General features: G+C 60.9%; 16 protein-coding genes. 7 read left to right on the top strand and 9 right to left on the bottom strand.

Translation table 11 applies throughout. The annotated features are described in order from the left end of the window. Positions 1-48: 48 nt before the first annotated feature. Both BFN10_RS02300 and BFN10_RS02305 read right to left on the bottom strand, forming a co-directional pair. Positions 49-1,065 carry an aldo/keto reductase gene (locus tag BFN10_RS02300; protein ID WP_071488269.1) on the bottom strand — a complete coding sequence of 339 codons (1,017 nt, stop codon included), beginning with the start codon at positions 1,063-1,065 and terminating at the stop codon, positions 49-51. 81 nt (positions 1,066-1,146) lie between these two features. Then, positions 1,147-2,049 (bottom strand): LysR family transcriptional regulator, encoded by a 903-nt coding sequence (locus tag BFN10_RS02305; RefSeq protein WP_071488270.1) that lies wholly within the window; start codon positions 2,047-2,049, stop codon positions 1,147-1,149. A gap of 100 nt (positions 2,050-2,149) precedes the next feature. On the opposite strand from BFN10_RS02305, the gene BFN10_RS02310 reads away from it, so the two are divergent. Continuing rightward, positions 2,150-2,854 carry an SDR family oxidoreductase gene (locus BFN10_RS02310; RefSeq protein ID WP_071488271.1) on the top strand — a complete coding sequence of 235 codons (705 nt, stop codon included), beginning with the start codon at positions 2,150-2,152 and terminating at the stop codon, positions 2,852-2,854. A 285-nt stretch (positions 2,855-3,139) separates the two neighbouring features. On the opposite strand, the gene BFN10_RS02320 is transcribed toward BFN10_RS02310, so the two are convergent. Then, on the bottom strand, positions 3,140-4,450 hold the full coding sequence (locus BFN10_RS02320) for an MFS transporter (protein ID WP_071488273.1): 1,311 nt from the start codon (positions 4,448-4,450) through the stop codon (positions 3,140-3,142). Between the two features lie 160 nt (positions 4,451-4,610). On the opposite strand from BFN10_RS02320, the gene BFN10_RS02325 reads away from it, so the two are divergent. The 4 genes from BFN10_RS02325 to BFN10_RS02340 all read left to right on the top strand — a co-directional run bounded on the left by BFN10_RS02325 (position 4,611) and on the right by BFN10_RS02340 (position 8,640). After that, a complete protein-coding gene (locus BFN10_RS02325; protein ID WP_071488274.1) occupies positions 4,611-5,717 on the top strand; it encodes a sugar diacid recognition domain-containing protein in 1,107 nt (368 codons plus the stop codon). Between the two features lie 91 nt (positions 5,718-5,808). Continuing rightward, positions 5,809-6,948 carry a glycerate kinase gene (locus BFN10_RS02330; protein ID WP_071488275.1) on the top strand — a complete coding sequence of 380 codons (1,140 nt, stop codon included), beginning with the start codon at positions 5,809-5,811 and terminating at the stop codon, positions 6,946-6,948. A 53-nt stretch (positions 6,949-7,001) separates the two neighbouring features. Next, a complete protein-coding gene (locus tag BFN10_RS02335; protein WP_071488276.1) occupies positions 7,002-8,066 on the top strand; it encodes a DUF1176 domain-containing protein in 1,065 nt (354 codons plus the stop codon). A gap of 61 nt (positions 8,067-8,127) precedes the next feature. Next, complete coding sequence (locus tag BFN10_RS02340) at positions 8,128-8,640, top strand: GNAT family N-acetyltransferase (RefSeq protein WP_071488277.1); 513 nt, start codon at positions 8,128-8,130, stop codon at positions 8,638-8,640. Here the strand turns inward: BFN10_RS02340 and BFN10_RS02345 are convergent. The 3 genes from BFN10_RS02345 to ccoN form a co-directional block, all read right to left on the bottom strand. Next, positions 8,637-9,326: an aspartate/glutamate racemase family protein gene (locus BFN10_RS02345; RefSeq protein WP_071488278.1), complete on the bottom strand. Its 690-nt coding sequence runs from the start codon at positions 9,324-9,326 to the stop codon at positions 8,637-8,639. The two genes, BFN10_RS02340 and BFN10_RS02345, sit on opposite strands and share 4 nt — an antisense overlap. A 90-nt stretch (positions 9,327-9,416) precedes the next feature. Then, positions 9,417-9,626 carry a cbb3-type cytochrome c oxidase subunit 3 gene (locus tag BFN10_RS02350; protein WP_071488279.1) on the bottom strand — a complete coding sequence of 70 codons (210 nt, stop codon included), beginning with the start codon at positions 9,624-9,626 and terminating at the stop codon, positions 9,417-9,419. Between the two features lies 1 nt (position 9,627). Further along, positions 9,628-11,055 (bottom strand): cytochrome-c oxidase, cbb3-type subunit I, encoded by a 1,428-nt coding sequence (gene ccoN / locus BFN10_RS02355; protein ID WP_071488280.1) that lies wholly within the window; start codon positions 11,053-11,055, stop codon positions 9,628-9,630. 166 nt (positions 11,056-11,221) lie between these two features. Here ccoN and BFN10_RS02360 point away from each other — a divergent pair, with 166 nt between their 5' ends. Beyond that, positions 11,222-11,716 (top strand): hypothetical protein, encoded by a 495-nt coding sequence (locus tag BFN10_RS02360; RefSeq protein ID WP_071488281.1) that lies wholly within the window; start codon positions 11,222-11,224, stop codon positions 11,714-11,716. Positions 11,717-11,806: 90 nt separating this feature from the next. Continuing rightward, the gene (locus tag BFN10_RS02365) at positions 11,807-12,475 is read left to right on the top strand and encodes a DUF3313 domain-containing protein (RefSeq protein WP_071488282.1); all 669 of its coding nucleotides are present in this window, start codon (positions 11,807-11,809) and stop codon (positions 12,473-12,475) included. Positions 12,476-12,535: 60 nt separating this feature from the next. Here BFN10_RS02365 and BFN10_RS02370 read toward each other — a convergent pair whose 3' ends face one another. The 3 genes from BFN10_RS02370 to BFN10_RS02380 all read right to left on the bottom strand — a co-directional run bounded on the left by BFN10_RS02370 (position 12,536) and on the right by BFN10_RS02380 (position 18,327). Further along, positions 12,536-13,936, bottom strand: a complete 1,401-nt coding sequence (locus BFN10_RS02370; RefSeq protein ID WP_071488283.1) for a DUF1254 domain-containing protein — start codon at positions 13,934-13,936, stop codon at positions 12,536-12,538. A gap of 158 nt (positions 13,937-14,094) precedes the next feature. After that, entirely contained in the window at positions 14,095-14,460 is a 366-nt protein-coding gene (locus tag BFN10_RS02375) for a response regulator (RefSeq protein WP_071488284.1), read from the bottom strand. A gap of 330 nt (positions 14,461-14,790) precedes the next feature. Then, positions 14,791-18,327 carry a YopT-type cysteine protease domain-containing protein gene (locus tag BFN10_RS02380; RefSeq protein ID WP_130898150.1) on the bottom strand — a complete coding sequence of 1,179 codons (3,537 nt, stop codon included), beginning with the start codon at positions 18,325-18,327 and terminating at the stop codon, positions 14,791-14,793. Positions 18,328-18,532 lie beyond the last annotated feature (205 nt).

Below are 18,532 nucleotides of genomic sequence, written 5' to 3' on the forward strand. Positions count from 1 at the left end.
CGGGGCAAGCCCGCTCGCCACAACACTGTGTTCTGCTCAATAACAGGGTTACCGGCTTAAGCGCGCCACGCGCCCCGACACGAAGTGCCCGACGTCATTGAACCCTGGCGTCGACGAATGCCCCGGCGTCACCAGCGAATCGATGAACGCTTCATCCTCCGCCGTGATGTCCACGTCCAACGCCCCGAGGTAGGCATCCCATTGCGCTTCGGTGCGCGGCCCGACAATCGCCGAGCTCACCGCCGAATTGTTCAATACCCAGGCAATCGCAAACTCCACGATCCCCACACCACGCCCTTGGGTGTACTGCTGGATCTGCTGGGCGATGCGCAGCGATTCCACGCGCCATTCGGTTTCCAGGATGCGCTTGTCCTGGCGTGCCGCACGGCTGCCGGCCTCGGGGGTGACGTCCGGCGCGTATTTGCCACTGAGCACGCCACGGGCCAATGGGCTGTAAGGCACCACGCCCAGGCCGTAGGCGGCTGCGGCAGTGAGCTGCTCGACTTCGGCCTGACGGTTGACGATGTTGTACAGCGGCTGGCTGATGATCGGCTTGTCCACACCCAGGCGTTCGGCCACGCGAATCACCTCGGCAATGCGCCAGCCGCGATAGTTCGACAAGCCCCAGTAGCGGATCTTGCCCTGGCGGATCAGGTCGCCGATCGCCGATACCGTCACTTCCAGCGGGGTGTTGTGGTCTTCGCGGTGCAGGTAGTAGATGTCCAGGTAATCGGTATCGAGCCGGGTCAGGCTGGCTTCCAGTGCGTTGAAAATACGTTTGCGGCTCAAGCCGCTGCGGTTGGGCAAACCGTCCACCGGGCCGATGCCAACCTTGGACGCCACCACCCAATCCTGGCGATTGCGCACGATGGCTTCGCCGACGATTTCCTCGGAACGTCCGCCGGTGTAGACGTCCGCCGTGTCGATAAAATTGATGCCCTGGTCCCAGGCCTTGTCGATGATGCGCAGCGAGTCCTCGGTGTTGGTCTGTTCGCCAAACATCATGGTGCCCAGGGTCAAGGCGCTGACCTTCAACCCGGACTGGCCCAGTGTGCGGTAAATCATGGAAAACTCCTCAAGGCAGGGAAACGTGTCCCATGCAATACCAGACTCGGCCGCTCTGGGACAAGCCCTGCACGCGTTTCTTCATGGACTCAGCAGCACCTGACAACGCTGCTGCAGGAAACGGTGCAGCACCTTCACCCGTTCCGACACCTGCAGCCGGTGCGGGCACATCAGGTTGAAGGGCGTCGGTTCGCCTTGCCAGTCAGGCAGCAACGGCACCAGCCGACCGGCCTTGATGTCCTGGGCAATATCCAGGTTGGCCTTGTAGGCGATGCCGTGACCGGCCAATGCCCAGCGCCGCACGATTTCGCCGTCATCGCTCAAGTAGTCCCCCGACACTTCGACCTCCTGCAACACCGCGCCCTGACGGAAATACCAGGTGTTGTTGGCACGGCCCCGACGCATGTAGCGCAGCGCGTTGTGTTGTGCCAGGTCGGCTGGAGCCCGTGGCGTGCCGTGGCGCGCCAGGTAATCCGGGCTGGCACAGGGGATGCGGTGGTGGTCGGGCACCACCGGCAGCGCTACCAGGCTGGAGTCCCGGGGGACACCAAAGCGCAGGGCAATGTCCACGGTGTCGCGGAACAGGTCGGCATTGCTGTCGTTGAGCAGCAATTGCAGGCGGATATTCGGGTGTTCGAGCTTGAACGCATCCAGCCAGCCCAGCAGTACATTGCGCCCGAAGTCCGAGGGCGCCGCCAGTTGCAGCAGGCCACTGAGGCTCTGGCCCTGCTGCTTGATCGCCTGCTCGCCCTCGGACAGCGCCTCCAGTGCGACGCGCACGCTCTCCAGGTAGCGCCGACCTTCTTCGGTCAAGCGCATGCTGCGGGTCGAGCGCGCCAGCAGGCGAATGCCCAGGCGGGTTTCCAGGCGCTTGAGGGCGATACTCGCGGCAGCCGGGGTCAAGCCGAGGCCGCGGGCGGCGGCAGACAGGCTGCCGGTGTCGGCGGTGCGCACGAAGACTTCAAGGTCGAGGGTCGAGCTCATTTGTAAAAATCCTTTAAAGATCTTGTCGTTTTACCGGGATTTTTCGTCGATTGCCAAGCTGGGAAGATGAACCCTCACTTAATCAATCAGGAATTTCCCCATGACTTCTTCCCTCAACGGCAAAACCGTCATCGTGATTGGCGGCAGCAGCGGAATCGGCGCGGCCGTGGCCAAGGCCGCTGCTGCGCGCGGGGCGCAGGTGGTGCTGGCCGGGCGGCGCTTGACCAGCGGCGTGGTAAACGGCCTGCGCAGCGAACCGGTGAACGTCACCGATGCAGGGTCTTTGCAACAATTGTTCGAACGCGTGGGGCGGTTCGACCACCTGGTCTACACCTCAGGGCCAACCGTGCGTGCCAAGACCTTGATCGAAACCGATCTGACCGAGGCTCAGGACAACTTCAACGTGAAACTCTGGGGCTCGTTACGGGCGATCCAACTGGCGCTGCCATTCCTGGATAAGCACGGCAGCATCAGCCTGACCTCTGGGCAACTGGGACGTAAATTGGCGCCGGGCCAGTTCATCAAGACTGGGATCAACGCGGCGACCGAAGCTCTGGGCAAACAGTTGGCCAAAGAACTGGCCCCGCGTCGGGTCAATGTGATCAGCCCGGGCGTGATTGATACGCCAGCGTATGCGGGGTTGTCTGAAGAACAACGTCTGGCGATGTTCGCCAAGGTGGGAGAGGGGGTGCCGGTAGGGCGAGTGGGACAGGCTGAAGAAGTAGCACAGGTCTATGTGTTGGCGATGGAGAATGGGTTTATGACCGGTGCTGTGATCGATATCGACGGCGGCGGTACGCTGTAGCTTGTTGAGAAAGGTGATTGAACGAAATTGTCCGGCAGACCACATAGCCCATGAGGGCTGCTCGAGCCGAGCAGCCCTTCACGTTCATTTTCTGGAGAGAGCCCATGTCAACAGTGAATCACCCTACACCGTTCCTAGGGGCCAACGCCCTCATCGAGTCGATTATCGGCACGATTCAAGGCCGGCAACCCACCGAACAAAGACCACTGACGGATGACCAGAAGCGAGTGCTGGAGGGGAAACCCGTAGCACCCGATTCGAAAATCACTTATTGACGCAGGCCGCTTAGCCCTTAAGGGTACGCGTCATCCGCAACGCCAACACGCTGCCGGCGACAATCACCGCCGCCAGCAGGTACAGCGCCACATCCGTGGACCCGGTGGCATCCTTCACAAAACCCACAATATACGGGCTGAGGAAGCCGGCCATCTGGCCCATGGAATTGATCAACGCCAGGCCGCCTGCCGCCGCGCCCGCACTGAGCATGGCGGTGGGCACCGGCCAGAACATCGGCAGGCCGGTCAACGCACCCATGGTGGCGATGGTCAGGCCGAGGATCGCAATCGCCGGCGTGGTGGCGAAGTTCACCGCGATTACCAGGCCGATTGCGCCCATCAACATCGGCACCACCAAGTGCCAGCGACGCTCCTTGCGCAAGTCGGCGGAACGGCCCACCAGCAGCATGAATAACGCCGCCAGCAGGTAGGGGATAGCACTGAGCCAGCCGATCACCAGGTTATCGCTGAACCCCAGGTTCTTGATGATCGACGGCAGCCAGAAGTTGATGGCGTACACGCCGCTCTGGATGCAGAAGTAGATCAGGCCGAACGCCCAGATCGCCGGGTTCTTGAACACTTCGGCCAGCGAATCGGTGGTGGTTTTCGGCTTATTGGCCAGGTCAGTCGCTTGGTCGGCTTCCAGCACCGCGCGTTCGTGGGGCTTGAGCCACTTGGCGTTGGCGAAACTGTCGCTGAGCAGGAAGTAGGCAAGGGCGCCCAGGATCACGGTCGGGATACCTTGCAGCAGGAACATCCACTGCCAGCCCGCCAAGCCACCCTGGCCGGCAGCGAAGTGGTTGAGGATCCAGCCGGAGAACGGGCTGCCGAGCAAACCGGACACCGGAATGGCCGACATGAACAACGCCATGATCCGCCCACGGCGGAACGTCGGGAACCACTGCGAGAGGTACAGCACCACACCGGGGAAGAAGCCCGCTTCAGCGGCACCGGTGAACAGGCGCAGGGTGTAGAAGTGCGTCGGTGTGGTGACGAACAGCAGGCAGGTGGACAGCGTGCCCCAGACGATCATCATCAACGCAATCCAGCGGCGTGGACCGAATTTGGTCAATGCCAGGTTGCTCGGCACGCCGCACAGCACGTAGCCGATAAAGAAGATCCCGGCCCCGAGGCCGTACACGGTTTCGCTGAATTTCAACGCGTCGAGCATCTGCAACTTGGCAAAGCCGACGTTTACCCGGTCCAGGTAGTTGAACAGATAGCAGATGAAAATGAAGGGGATCAGGCGCAGGGTAATGCGCTTGTAGATGGCGTTTTTATCGTCATCGGTGGCCAGTGTGGCTGCGGCGCTCTGTGACATGGGAGTCTCTCTTTATTATGATTTTTCGCGATGCGAGGGTAACGTTGATCGCCTGAAGAGTCTCGGCCCTCTGGCAGGCCGCTGTCTTTGTGCTTGCGCACAGCGAACCCTGCTTTGCGCTGTGCCGATGAACAATCACCCTTTCAAGGAATTTAGCCGCATGTTCGAGCTGGATCATGACCTGGCGCAGGATATCGTCGATCGGACCATGGCGATCCTGCCCTACAACGTCAATGTCATGGACAGCCAGGGCCTGATTCTCGGCAGCGGCGAACCCGAGCGTATCAATACCCGCCATGAGGGCGCGCAACTGGTGCTCGCCAATGGCCGGGTGGTGGAAATCGACGGCCAGACCGCCAAGCACCTCAAGGGCGTACAGCCCGGTATCAACCTGCCGCTGCTGCACGACGGGCGCCTGATCGGCGTGCTGGGCATCACCGGCGAGCCGGAAGGCCTGCGCACCTACGCCGAACTGGTGCGCATGACCGCCGAAATGCTGGTGAGCCATCGCCACCAGCAGGCCGAGCAACAATGGCGGCGCCAGCGTTGCGATGATCTGCTGGCCCTGCTGCTGGCGGAAACCGGCGACTCGCCACGCCTGGTGGACGAAGCCCAGCAACTGGGGCTCAAGCCGCAGATGGCGCGCACCCCGTATCTGTTCGAACTCGGTGCGGGGCAATCGGCAGAGGCGTTGGGTAGCTGGCTGACCTCGCGTTATCCGGACAGTTGGTGTGTCAGCTCGGCGCAGTATTCATTGTTGTGGTGCCGGCCGGCGGCGGTTCCGGTCGACAACCCGCGCCTGCTGGAAAAACTCGACGGCCTCGGCTGGCATGTCCTGCGTGTTGCCGTGGGCGGGCAAGCGGATGGGCTGGCGGGGCTGCGTCGCTGCTATCGGCGCGTCGGTGATTTACTGGCCTACGGTCGCGATGTGTTGCCGCAGTCACGCTTGCTGACGCTCAACCGCTATCGCCTGCCGGTAATGCTCTGGCGCCATCGCAACGACGACGCCCTCGACGAACTGCTCAACCCGCTGCGCAAAGTACTGGCCAAGGACGGCAACGGCCAGCTGCTGGCCACACTGCGCAGTTGGTGTGAACACGACGGGCAAAGCCAGGCCTGCGCCGAGGCCCTGGGCATTCACCGCAACAGCCTGCGTTACCGCATGGAGCGGATTGCCGAACTCAGTGGCGTCGACCCGTTGACCCTGGACGGCATGCTCGCCCTCTACCTGGGCGTACAGCTGTTGCCCCAGGCTTTGTCGGAATGAACAACAAAGCACCGCCACACTTGTGCATTGGACCGGCGTCAGCGGCGGTAGCAACTGGCAGCATGGGCGTCATAAAAACCGGAGAAAGCCCATGAAGATCATCATCGCCCCCGACTCGTTCAAGGACAGCCTGAGTGCCGAAGGCGTCGCCCAGGCGATTGCCGAAGGATTGGCACAGGTGTGGCCCGATGCCGAGTTGGTCCAATGCCCCATGGCGGACGGTGGTGAAGGCACAGTGGATGCGGTGCTCGCGGCGTGCAAAGGCCAATTGCGCCACCACGTCGTGCGTGGCCCGCTTGGCACCGCGGTTGAAGCACACTGGGGCTGGTTGGCCGACAGCCACACGGCGATCATCGAAATGGCCGAGGCTAGCGGCCTGCAGTTGGTGCCGCCGGGCCAGCGCGACGCATGCACAACCACCACCCATGGCACTGGCGAACTGATCCGTGCGGCACTGGATGCCGGCGCTGAGCGCATCATCCTGGCGATTGGCGGCAGTGCCACCAACGATGGCGGTGCCGGCGCGATGCAGGCGCTCGGTGTGCAGCTGTTCGACGCCGAAGACCAACCGCTGGCACCCGGTGGCCTGGCCCTGGCGCGCCTGGCGCGGATCAGCCTGGAACACCTCGACCCACGCCTGGCGCAGGTACGCTTTGAAATCGCCGCAGACGTGAACAATCCGCTGTGCGGCCCCCACGGCGCCTCGGCGATTTTCGGCCCGCAAAAAGGCGCGAATCCCGAGCAAGTCCAACAACTCGACGCCGCCCTTGGCCGCTTCGCCGATCACTGCGCCAACATGCTATCCAAGGATGTACGCGATGAACCTGGCAGCGGCGCCGCAGGTGGCTTGGGCTTTGCGGCCAAGGCCTTTTTCGGCGCGCAGTTCCGCGCTGGCGTAGAGGTAGTGGCCGAACTGGTCGGCCTGGACGCCGCCGTACGCGGCGCCGACCTGGTGATCACCGGCGAAGGCCGTTTCGACGCCCAGACCCTGCGCGGCAAAACCCCGTTCGGTGTGGCGCGCATCGCCCGGCAACACAAGGTGCCCGTTATCGTGATCGCCGGCACCTTGGGCGATGGCTACGAGCAGATGTATGCCCATGGCGTGGATGCGGCATTTGCCTTGCCCTCAGGACCCATGACTTTGGAACAGGCCTGCGCTGAGGCGCCGCGCCTGCTCAGTGAACGGGCAGCCGATGTTGCGCGGCTGTGGCGCACCGCAGGCAAGCACTGACGGACGAGCCCGAACATGGGACAATCCGCGCCTTTTCGACACGGAGAGTCCCCATGCTGCGTCCCGCATTCCTGGCCCTGTTGCTCACCGGCGCCACTGTCCCGGTCTTCGCCCAACCATCCTCCGAAACCGTACCGCTGCTGCGCGAGATCAAGCAGTGGGTGGTCGGTTGCGACAACCTGCGCAATTGTCACGCCCTCAGCGCGCCCAGCGGCGTGGATGAGGAGGACTACAGCTCGCTGACCTTGCACATCTGGCATCAGGCCGGTCCGCAAGGGTATCCGCGTCTGCGCTTTGATCATCGCGGTCAAGACGTAGACCTTTCCACCTTGCTGCTGGACGGCCAGCCCCTGGGCCAGGAACTGACGCGGGAATTGCACGTTGAGCTGGATGACCAGGGCGGTGATCCCGAGGTGCAGTCGTACGGGGTGATTGATGACGCAGCGACGCGGCGCTGGTTGCAGCGCCTGCGCAATGGCCAGCGCCTGCAGTTGCCAGGCGAGGGCGCCGCGCACGTATCGCTGAGCGGGTTGAGTGCTTCGCTGCTGTTGATGGATGCAGTACAGGGACGCGTGGACAACGTGACGGCCCTGGCTCGACCTGGCAAGGGCGCGGCCAGCGACGTGCCACCACGGGCGCCAACGCCGATATTGCGCAAGTTTACGCCAGCGCCGCCGTTGACCGCGCAGGAGCAGGCCGGGTTGGTGGCGGCTGCATTGCAGGCCGTCACGCCGGAAGAGGGTGAGCCCGAGGCAAAAGCCGGTGCCCTGACGGCACGCCAGGCAATGACCGTGACACGTTATGACTGTGCGGCCTACAACTGCGAGTTCAATGTCAGCAGCCGTGAGCGGCAGGCGCCCTACACCGAGACGCTGATGGACCTGCAGCCGCTGCCTCTGGAAGACGCCGCGCTGCAAGGCTCGGTCGGCTATGACGAGGCTTCCGGCACACTGAGTTACTTCTACAAGCAGCGTGGCATCGGTGATTGCGGCGGCGGGGCCTCCTGGGTGTTCGACGGCAAGCGCTTCCAGCTCAGCGAGTTCCACCGGATGCCGCGTTGCACCGGGGTCGGTTACGGTGACTGGCCGTCGCTGTGGTCAACCGTGCCAGCCCCCTAGCCATCGGCTCAATGTCGCCCCTACACTGGCCGGCCACGTGTCTTTCAAAGGATGAAACACCATGCACACGCCTGAACCCCCTATCGTGATCCAGCGCTTCACCGAGGCCCACCTTGAAGGCGTCGCTGCGCTCTACAACGAACCGGCCGTGTGCCGTCAGGTGCTGCAAATGCCTTTCCAGTCGGTCGAGATGTGGCGCAAACGCCTGGTGATGGACAACGAGCGGCGGCTGCAACTGGTGGCGTTGCATGGCGGTGAGGTGGTCGGCCAGCTGGGCCTGGAACAGTACCTGCGCGTGCGCCAGGCCCATGTCGGTACGTTCGGCATGGGCGTGGCAACGGCGTGGCAGGGCAAGGGCGTCGGTTCGCGGCTGCTGACGGCCGCGTTGGACGTGGCCGACAACTGGATGAACCTGCACCGCGTGGAACTCACGGTGTACGCCGACAACGAAGCGGCGCAGCGGCTGTACCGCAAGTTCGGCTTTGCGGTCGAAGGCGTATTGCGTGATTACGCCCTGCGTGACGGCCAGTTTGTCGACACGGTGAGCATGGCGCGTCTGCGCAAGTCGGCCTAGTCCAGGGCAAACGCCACCGCAGCCTGCGCATGCAGCTCGGTGGTGTCCAGTAATGGCAGGTCGCTGTGTTCAGGCTTGATCAGCAAACCGATTTCCGTGCAACCGAGGATAATCGCCTGGGCGCCACGTGCGGCCAGGGACTCGATGACGCCTTGGTAGACCTTGCGTGACGCTTCGCTGATCACGCCGACGCACAATTCTTCATAGATGATCCGGTGCACGGCCTGACGCTCGTTGGCCTCGGGCACCAGCACGGTCAGGCCCTGGGCGGCCAGGCGCGACTTGAGGAAATCCTGTTCCATGGTAAACGCAGTGCCGAGCAGGCCGACCGTCAGCGTACCGGCCTTCACGGCAGCCGCACCCGCCGCATCGGCGATGTGCAGGAAGGGGATCGACACCGCCGCCTCGATACGTGGCGCCACCAAATGCATGGTGTTGGTACACAGCACCACACAGTCGGCGCCGCCGGCTTGCAGACGGCGCGCGGCGTCTTCGAGGATCAGCGCGGTGTCATCCCAGCGCCCGGTATGTTGCGCCTGCTCCACCGGGCCGAAGTCCACGCTGTACATCAACAGTTGTGCCGAGCGCAGCGGGCCGAGCTGGTCGCGCACGCGCTGGTTGATGATGCGGTAGTACTCGGCGCTGGACTCCCAGCTCATGCCGCCGATAAGGCCGATGGTGCGCATGCGATGCTCCTGACAAGGAAAGTCGCTTCACCTTACCCATCGGCCATTGATTAGTCATACGCAGTTGCCCGCGAAATGACCGGTGCAGTTTCACATGTCCAGGCTGGTCCAGCCGGGCTTGGCCTCATCCAGTGCCACTGCGTGCACCCGCTTGCCGGTCGCCAACTCCACACGCCGCGCCACTTGCGGGTCATCGGCAAAGGGCATCAGGCTGGCGTCGTCCAGGCTCTTGTCCGATTGACCGCGCAAGCAATACTCCACCGCGCCATACAGGCATACCACCATCAACAGGCCCCACATTTCAGGCGATCCGCGCATCAAGTTGCGCTATTTGCAGATCCGCGATGCGCACCGTGCGCCAGGTGTTGTAGGCCATCAGCAGCATGCCGGTCAGAAAGAACACACCACCGGCAAACCGCACCACAAACCCCGGGTGGCTGGCCTGCAAGGCTTCGACAAACGAATAGGTCAGGGTGCCATCATCGTTGACCGCCCGCCACATCAAGCCCTGGGTGATGCCGTTGACCCACATGGACGCGATGTAGAGCACGGTGCCGATGGTGGCCAGCCAGAAGTGCAGGTTGATCAGCCCCACGCTGTGCATCTGCTCGCGGCCGAACACCTTGGGAATCATGTGGTACAGCGAACCGAAAGTGATCATCGCCACCCAGCCCAGGGCTCCGGCGTGTACGTGGCCGATGGTCCAATCGGTGTAGTGGGAGAGGGCGTTGACGGTCTTGATCGCCATCATCGGGCCTTCGAATGTCGACATACCGTAGAACGCCAGGGACAGCACCAGAAAGCGCAGGATCGGGTCGGTGCGCAACTGATGCCAGGCACCGGACAAGGTCATCATGCCGTTGATCATGCCGCCCCAGCTAGGCGCCAGCAGGATCAGCGACATGGCCATGCCCAGCGACTGCGCCCAGTCGGGCAGGGCGGTGTAGTGCAAATGGTGCGGACCGGCCCAGATATACAGGGTGATCAACGCCCAGAAGTGCACGATGGATAAGCGATAAGAGTACACCGGGCGCCCGACTTGTTTCGGCACGAAGTAATACATCATCCCCAGGAAACCTGTGGTCAGGAAAAACCCTACGGCGTTATGCCCGTACCACCATTGCACCATGGCATCGGTCGCCCCGGAATACACCGGATAGGACTTGAACCAATCCACCGGGATCGCCAGGTGGTTGACCACATGCAGCATGGCGATCACCAGTATGAACGCGCCGAAGAACCAGTTGCCCACGTAGATGTGCCGGGTTTGGCGTCGCACCACAGTGGTGAAAAACACTATGGCATACGCCACCCAGACCACCGCCATCCACACCGCGCCGGAGAATTCGATCTCGGCGTATTCCTTGGTGGTGGTGTAACCCAGCGGCAGGCTGACCAGCATGATCACGATCACCGACTGCCAACCCCAAAAGGTAAACGCCGCCAGGCGGTCGGAAAACAGCCGTACCTGGCAGGTACGCTGTACCGCGTAATAGCTGGCGGCGAACTGCGCGCTGCCGGCAAAACCGAAAATCACCAGGCTGGTGTGCAGGGGGCGTAGGCGGCCAAAGGTGGTCCATGGCAAATCCAGGTTCATCTGCGGCCAGACCAGTTGCGAGGCGATCCACACGCCCATGGCCATGCCCACCACGCCCCAGGCAATAGTGGCGATAACGAATTGACGGACGACTTTATAGTTATAGGCCTGCCCGATTGTTGCGCTGCTCATGCTCAGTCCTCCCACGGTTCCAAGTGGCGGCACTGTAGGAAGCATGGGTAAAACAAAACAGGCTCAGAAAAACCTCATTGTTGCGGATCAGTTTTTAGCCGTACGTCGAATGGCTGCATCTGCCATGATCAGGCTTCGCAACCAGGCTCACCCAAGGAACGCCGCAATGGACGATGTACAGCAACTGGGCGAGATGCTTCGTCATTACGCCGACAGCGAAGCGCACAAGAAGCAACAGTTCGACGTGCAGTCGGCCCGTTGGGCGCAGAAGCTCGATGAGCTGTTCGGGCAGATCGAGCAGTGGCTTGAGCCGGTGAAGACGGTGGGGTTGCTTGAAGTCCACCGTGAAGCTTATGTAGCCAGCGGCCCGAGCGTGCCAATGGAGACCTCGACATTCAAGACCGAGAAACTGACCGTGCAGATCACCGGCAAACCGGTGGAGTTCGTGCCGGATGTAATGGGCGCGGGCGGCTTGATCTCCGTGTCGGTCATGGGCCTGACCGCGGCGCGCCACGGCAGTGTGTCGCTGGTATTGCCCGCGGATAAGAACGACTGGTTGTGGAAGAAAACCAATGGCCTCAAAGATCCGGACACCTTTGGTTTCGACGCCAACTTCCTGGCCTCGCAGTTGCAAAGCCTGATCCCCCGCGAACGCAGCTGAAACGTCGAATGATGGGAACAGGGTTATTTTGCCAGGATTGGCTATACCTACAGCTCAGTGTTCCAACGTCGACCGCCAGGGAGTTCAAACATGACACTTAGGCATTTGCTCTGCACGTTGTGCATCGCTTCGCTCGGGCTGGCGGGGTGTGCCAGCAAGATCACCGCGCCGGATGAGTATTCCGGCTTTCTCTCGGACTACAGCCGGCTCAAGGAAGCCAAGTCTCCATCGGGGGCCGAGGTGATGCGCTGGGTCGATCCCGAGCTGGATCTGAGCCGCTATCACGCGGTGTACGTCGAACCGACCCAGTTCTACCCTAAGCCCCAGGCCACCGCGAAAATTCCGCTAACCACCCTCAACGGCATCAACACCTACTACAACCAGGCACTCAAGCGTGAGCTGGAAAAATCCCTGCCCCTGGCCAATGCGCCAGGTCCAGGCGTGATCGTGGTGCGTGCAGCAATCACCGCCGTGAGCAGCAAGACCGAAGGCCTCAAACCCTATGAGTATATTCCGGTGGCCTTCGTCGTGGCGGCGGTAAGCACCGGCACCGGGATCCGTGATCAGGAAACCACCCTGGGCACCGAGGCGCAGTTCCTCGATGGCGCCAATGGCAAGGTGCTCGCCCAGGTGGTGCGCAAAGGCACAGGCAAGCCGCTGTCCAACGATTCGCAGGTGATGAAGGCCGATGACGTGAAAAGCGTGATTGATGGCTGGGCGTCGGACCTGCATCAGTCGTACGTGAAACTTACCCGCTAGAACGTGCGAGAAGGTGAGGGCTGCGGTGCCCTCACCCTTGTTGCGACCGGGTACGTGGCGTTACTTGAGCGGCGTCAACGGCGGCAGCTTCCATTGGCCGTTACCCACCTCAGGCTTGGGCAGGTAAATGCGCAATACCGCGTAGAACGGACCGGGTGGCGCCGGCAACCAGTTGCTTTGCTCGGCTTTCGGCGGCTCGTGGTGCTGCAGGGCCAGTGTCAGGCCGCCATCGGCGTCACGCTTGAGGGTGGGCAGCATCCGTGAATTGATCAGGTAGCGCTTCTTGTGGTTGGGCACCAAAAGCTTGGTCTTGGCGTCGTACATGGTCAGCGACCAGAACGCATCGGCCGGCGGCAGTTGGTCCTTGGCAAAGTGCACGGTGTAGCTGTGTCGTGCGCCGTTGGCAGGCTTGCCTTCGCTGTCGACGAAGTAGCTCATGTAGGCGGCTTCGTCGGCGGAATTGCCGAAAATGCCCAGGTTGGCGCCAGCATAGCGGTACAGGTAATTGTTGTTCAGGTGGTCGCGGCTGCCGAACAGATCACCGCTGGAGACCTGGTGAGTGTCCACTTTGTCTTTCTTGAACGCGGCAAATTCGGCATGGGCGTCGGCAATGCCTTCATCCAGAGCCTTGCGCTGTTCGGCGGTCAACTCTTTGACCTTGAACGGCGCGCCCGGGGCGATTCCGATCTTGGCAAACCGGGCCAGCAGGTCTTTTTCGCTGTCCTGCGGCGCGGCGAAGGCCAGCATGAAGTTCAGGTAGCGAAACAGTTGCGGGCCTTCGGTCATGGTCGCCGTGGGCTTTGGCCATTCGACCTTGGGCGCCTTGGCTGGCGCGGGTTGTTTCACGTAGCTGCTCAGTGGCTGCACTTTGTAGCCGGCCTGGATCTGCTTGACCTTGCCCAGGTCTTTTTCATCAAACAACTGCGTCCGGTACAGGGCGTAGGCGATAGTGCTTTCGCTGTAGATCACGCGGTCGACATTCACCGGCTGCTGACCCTTCCAGTCGGGGCCGGCGATCATGTAGTGGCCGCCGTTGTTACCGGTGCTGCGGGTGCCCAGGTAAGCGAAGTTCTGCGTATAAAGGTCGATCAACTGCACCGAGTAGTAGCGGTCGTCTTCGATCTTGGGCAGGGTCAGCACCAGCGGTTCGCGGCGCAGGTCCATCCAGACGAACGAGTAGGGCGTGTCGGCGTTGGGCGTGACGAAGGCCGTGTCCTTGGGCGTGAGCACCTGCGCGGTATTGCCGATCTGGTTGAACGGTGCCTTGAAGTTGGCACCGCCCTTGTCAACGGCCTGGGTATAGAGCGTCTTGTACATGTCCACCACCGGAACCCCATACAGGTAGGCTTCCTTGGCAATGGCCCGGGCTTCGGCCGGGGTTGCCGTGAAGTCGGCCCAGGCGCCGGTACTCATGAGTATCGAGAGGCTCGCCAACAGCAGGCGCGTCGGTTTTCCAATCATGTTGTTGCGTCCTTCCTGAGTGCGTGTTGTAGGGGCGCGCGCTGAATAGCGCGGGAACGCGCTGAGTTTCCGATTTTATTCACCGAAGGTCACGTTAATCTCTGAGCGCCTGACGCGAAAATGCCGCCCATACAGGCGGCACCGGGTACAGGTCGGAATTAACGTGCGGGCAGCATCGATTTGACTTTGTCGCGTAATTGATCGATCGAGAACGGCTTGGCGATCACGTGCATGCCAGTCGGCACGTCGATGTTTTCCGCATAACCGCTGGCGAACAGGATCGGCAGGTCCGCACGCAGTTCGCGCACCTTGGTGGCAAGTTGCTTGCCATCCATGTCCGGCAAACCGACGTCGGTCATCATCAGGTCGATCACCTGGTCGGTGTTTCGCACCAGTGCCAGCGCTTCTTCAGCATCGCCGGCCTCCAGTACGTTGAATTCCAACTCCTCCAGGACATCGACGATGAGCATGCGCACGATGGCATCGTCTTCGACGACAAGGATGGTGGAGGCGGTGACGGACATAAAAAATTCCCGAGAGTGAAAAGGATTGGCCGTGAGCGGTGCAAAGACCATCCTCTAATGAGTCGCGGCGATCTCGGCAAGTTCCCTCACCGACGCCGGTATTGTGCCGGTGTTGCAACAGAATGTCCCGCATGAGTCTGCGGTGGAGTTTCTGACGTCTCGCCGAGTGCTAGCTGCCGACGGTGTTCATCAGGTTTCTTCAGTCGTCAAACCGCGTTGCAAGGCCAGTTCCTGAAGTTCAGCGACAGTCAATCCTTATCAATGTCTTGCGTTGACGTGCAGCCACCATCCTTGTCGTCGAAGACGATGCCACCCAAGTTATTCCAAGGGTTACGCAGGCGGCAAAGGTCCGGTTGCAATGGGCGCGTTATAGAGTTCTTCGATGTCGGAGCGGAAAACACTGTTTTTTTTCTGCCAGTCGTCATTGTGATCAAACACGATGAACTCCAGACTGTTTTGATCGGTCCCGTGGGTTCTATATTGCGGTACCAGTTTCCTGTCATTGAACAACCTTGTCAGGCCCCCCTGCATGGCGTCTGCGCTGGAGAAGGTCGCATAGCCAAAGTTCGGGTCATAAAAATAGAAAACCTTCTTGTCGCCGTTGACTTTGACTCCAGCCGCCATGGCATGGCCGGGAGAGTCAATCATGATTGATTTTGAAACCGTGGAGTCACTCAGCTCTTTCACCATATTTTGATAAGTCAGTTGGCGAGTGGTCATACTGGCATGGAACGCTGTTTTACTGCCGACCTGAAGTTGCAGCTTCCTCAGCTTTTTCATGAACATGATCGACGCAGCGTCCTTGGGTAAAGCCGCAGCCCGATACATGTTACGGATTAACTCAAGTTCCTTTCCTTCCTCCACCGCCGTTGCCATGACTCGGGCGAGTGCGGCGCATTCTCCGTCAGACAGTTGCTTTGTCAGCGAGAAATAAAGAACTTGTGGTATCGGTGTCACAGTACCGAAACGCGGTTCCAGATTGTCGATAAAGCGGGCGCTGCCGATACGGCCCAGTTCGTATGCAAGATCATCGTATCGCCTGACCAGAATACCGACCTGCTCTGCGGTCAAGCTTTTATCCGAGCCCCGTATTATCAGATCCGCAATGCTTGAGGACTTGGAGATCCCCTTGATACTTCGCAGATCTCCAGCGTTGTACCCCGCTTCGAAGGCGGACGCTTCCGGGCCGGTTCTATGGCGTACGACCGATGATGTCCATCTCTTGAAAGTGTCCTCATCAATCGTTTTAGCCGAATCCCCCGATGTCGCCCATTTGCCCATGTTTTGCGCCTCCATGTGCGCGGAGGGTACAAAGTTCTCCAGCGGGGAGCCATAGGGTTGTCGGGTCGTTGGGTTGTAGGCATACCATTGGTCGTTGATGAGGACCGCCTGGCTTTCAAGAATATCGTCCTTGCGTGTGAATGTGCCTATCGAGGCGGCGTCGAAATGACGACTTGCCGCGATCAGGTCGGGGCGCGCTTTTATGCCGCTCATGCGTTTGAGGCCGGTGCTCACTGCGTTTGCGCCTTTCCAGACGCCCACTGCCAAGTCGCCCACGCCGTCCAGGGGGTTGAGCGCACTGATGGTTGCCGTTCCGATGACTTTGGCTGAGCGTGCCACCTTGGTGGCCGCGGAAACGCCAGAGCCCGCGATCTTGACCACCTTGCCGCCGATCCCGGCACCGGCCGTCACGATGCCGAACAGGTCAATGGCCAGGTCGAACAAGCCTGCACCGATATCGCCTTTGCGAAAATTATTGATCGCCGAGCGAAAGGGGATCAGGTCCAGGATAAACCCGGTGACGGCTTCACCGCGCCTGTAATTGCTGTCGGCAGTAGTAAGGCCGCGAGCCTCTTGCTTGATTGCATCGTCATCCAGATCGACATGTTGCACGAATGCGTTGGCGATCAGGCCGGTGCGCTCTGAGCCGAAGCTGTTCGGCGGGCGTTGATTCGGGCGCTTTTGCTCTGCGCGGCGCGTGGCATCGTCCCCGGTGGGGGTGAAGGCTTTTGTGTCGTGCACAACGTTCGCCTCGCGGTGGCTGCGAGGGGTTGCCCGCGATGAATCGACTGCGTCTATCGTGCCCCTGTTAAAGCTGATCGCGTACACCTTGGTTATCCCGTTGCGCTCGACTCGAACCAGCAGTTCTTCATTTTTCGGGCGCGGCGTAGAGCCGGTAAACCCTGGCCCCAAGGTGCGTGAATGTTCCTGGAAGAAGCTGATCTTGCCGTACTCGAGATCTTCCCGGACCTCCAGGGGCGCCTGGCTGATCAAGTGTTTGATGTAGGTGTTGATCGCAGCCTTTTTTTCTTGAATGGCGTGGGTGAACAGCGGTTCAAAAGCGTCGGCTACCCCGAAATGCGGTGTGGCGGTCAAGGCGGCCAATGGAACACGTACGTCGTTCGAGGTAAACACCAGATCGACTTGCGGCAACTTCATCATGGCGATGTCCAGCATCGAATGAGGCCCGACCTCGACCGTTCGATAACCAACGTCGCCACTCGCCGTGGTTTCCCTGCGGCTGATGTGAATCAGCTTCTGATCGAACAGGGCTTCTTGCCCGGGGAAACGTTTTTTCAGTTCGATCAGGGCCATCTCTTTGCGCGACGGAATGTCTGCGTCCAGTGCTTGGTTCGCGGTACTGGTCAGCACTTTGCGTGTGTTGAACTCAAGGAGCAGGGTATCAAGTTCGTCAGCGCTGTAGAGATGATCATCTTTCTTGGGCAGTACCCCATTGATCACCCCCCAATCCACCAGGGCTTCACGTTGCGCACGCTGGGTCAAGGCCGGGTCCGCCGCGATGACGCTGGAAGCCGCCAGCATGACTTCGGCAAAGGTCATGTTCGCGACTTTGCCAGGGGTGAGTCCTTCAATAATGGCGGCGATTATCGACACCTCCGCCCACGCTGGGCTGCCGTAGGTAACGGAGGCTGGAATATCCTTGATCCCAAAGGCGGCTACGCGACTAGGCAGCAGTACACTCGAAGCGACGCCTGCCATGGCCGCGCTGGTCCTTTTTTCGGTGACCAGATGCTGTTCGAACGATTTGAGCACTGTGGACATCGGCTTGCCCCAGTGCTTGTCACTCATCATATCGAAGCCTGCGACCATATTGCGGCGTGTTTGCGTGATGGACTCCGGGTCCAGTTGCAAGATCACGGCGGCGAGCAGGTAGTCCATCGTGCTGCTGTCGGTGGCGACACCTCGCATGGTTTTCTGCAGCGTTTCGCCGAGCAATTGTCCTTCGGGTGAACTGAGCAGCGCGTCCCGTGCTGTGGCCGGGTCCTTCAGCGCCCCGGTGGGAAGCGCTGTGCGGCTGCGCAAGAACTCCAGTAACAGGCCATTGGTCTGCATCACGAGCGGATACTGCCCGTGGGGATCGCCATGGTTCATGGTAATGAGGCGAATGCGTCGTTTGTCATCTGCGCTCGGCGGGACGAGCCAGGACAGCGCGCCGGTCATATTGCCCAAAGGATGCACTTGGCCGCGGTCGGTGACGGCGGTCGCGAGACCGGTGAGCGCAAAGTGACTGTCTGGCAGTGGCAAGCCGAGGCTACTGATGAATGCTTCAAGGGGGACGCGGTTGCCGGCGTTCTGGGGGGAGCGCGTATCGGGATGAATCACCATTGATGTTGCGTTCAGCGCTGCCAATATCGCAGGAGCCGATGCGTTCTCGCCAAGTTGCTTGGCCAGTTTATTCAGTGCAATACCCAGGGTGATCAGGTTCTGTTTGTCGGCCAGGGCGCTCTTGAGATCAGGCTTTTTACTGTTTGCCACGGCGGTGGACGTGGAGGTGTGTGGGTTATCAGTCATCAGGGGGGGAGGCGTCGGGGTTACGCGTGGCCGGGGTTGAACGGAAATTGCCATCTGTGAGCACCTGTATTGGAAGGAAGTGGCGCCTCTGTGGTCGAGCCTCCCTGTTCTTAAGACGCCTCTTTACGTGGAATGGCTGCTCTTTAACGTTCCGGAGCCTGACGCGAGGATGTGTGAAAAAGTACGACGTCCACCGGATGCAAGGGGTTGACCGAGCGGCTCTTTTCCACGATGGCAGTCACCCTTTTCGTCGTTGTAC

The organism is Pseudomonas extremorientalis, assembly GCF_001870465.1.
Lineage (GTDB): Bacteria > Pseudomonadota > Gammaproteobacteria > Pseudomonadales > Pseudomonadaceae > Aquipseudomonas > Aquipseudomonas extremorientalis.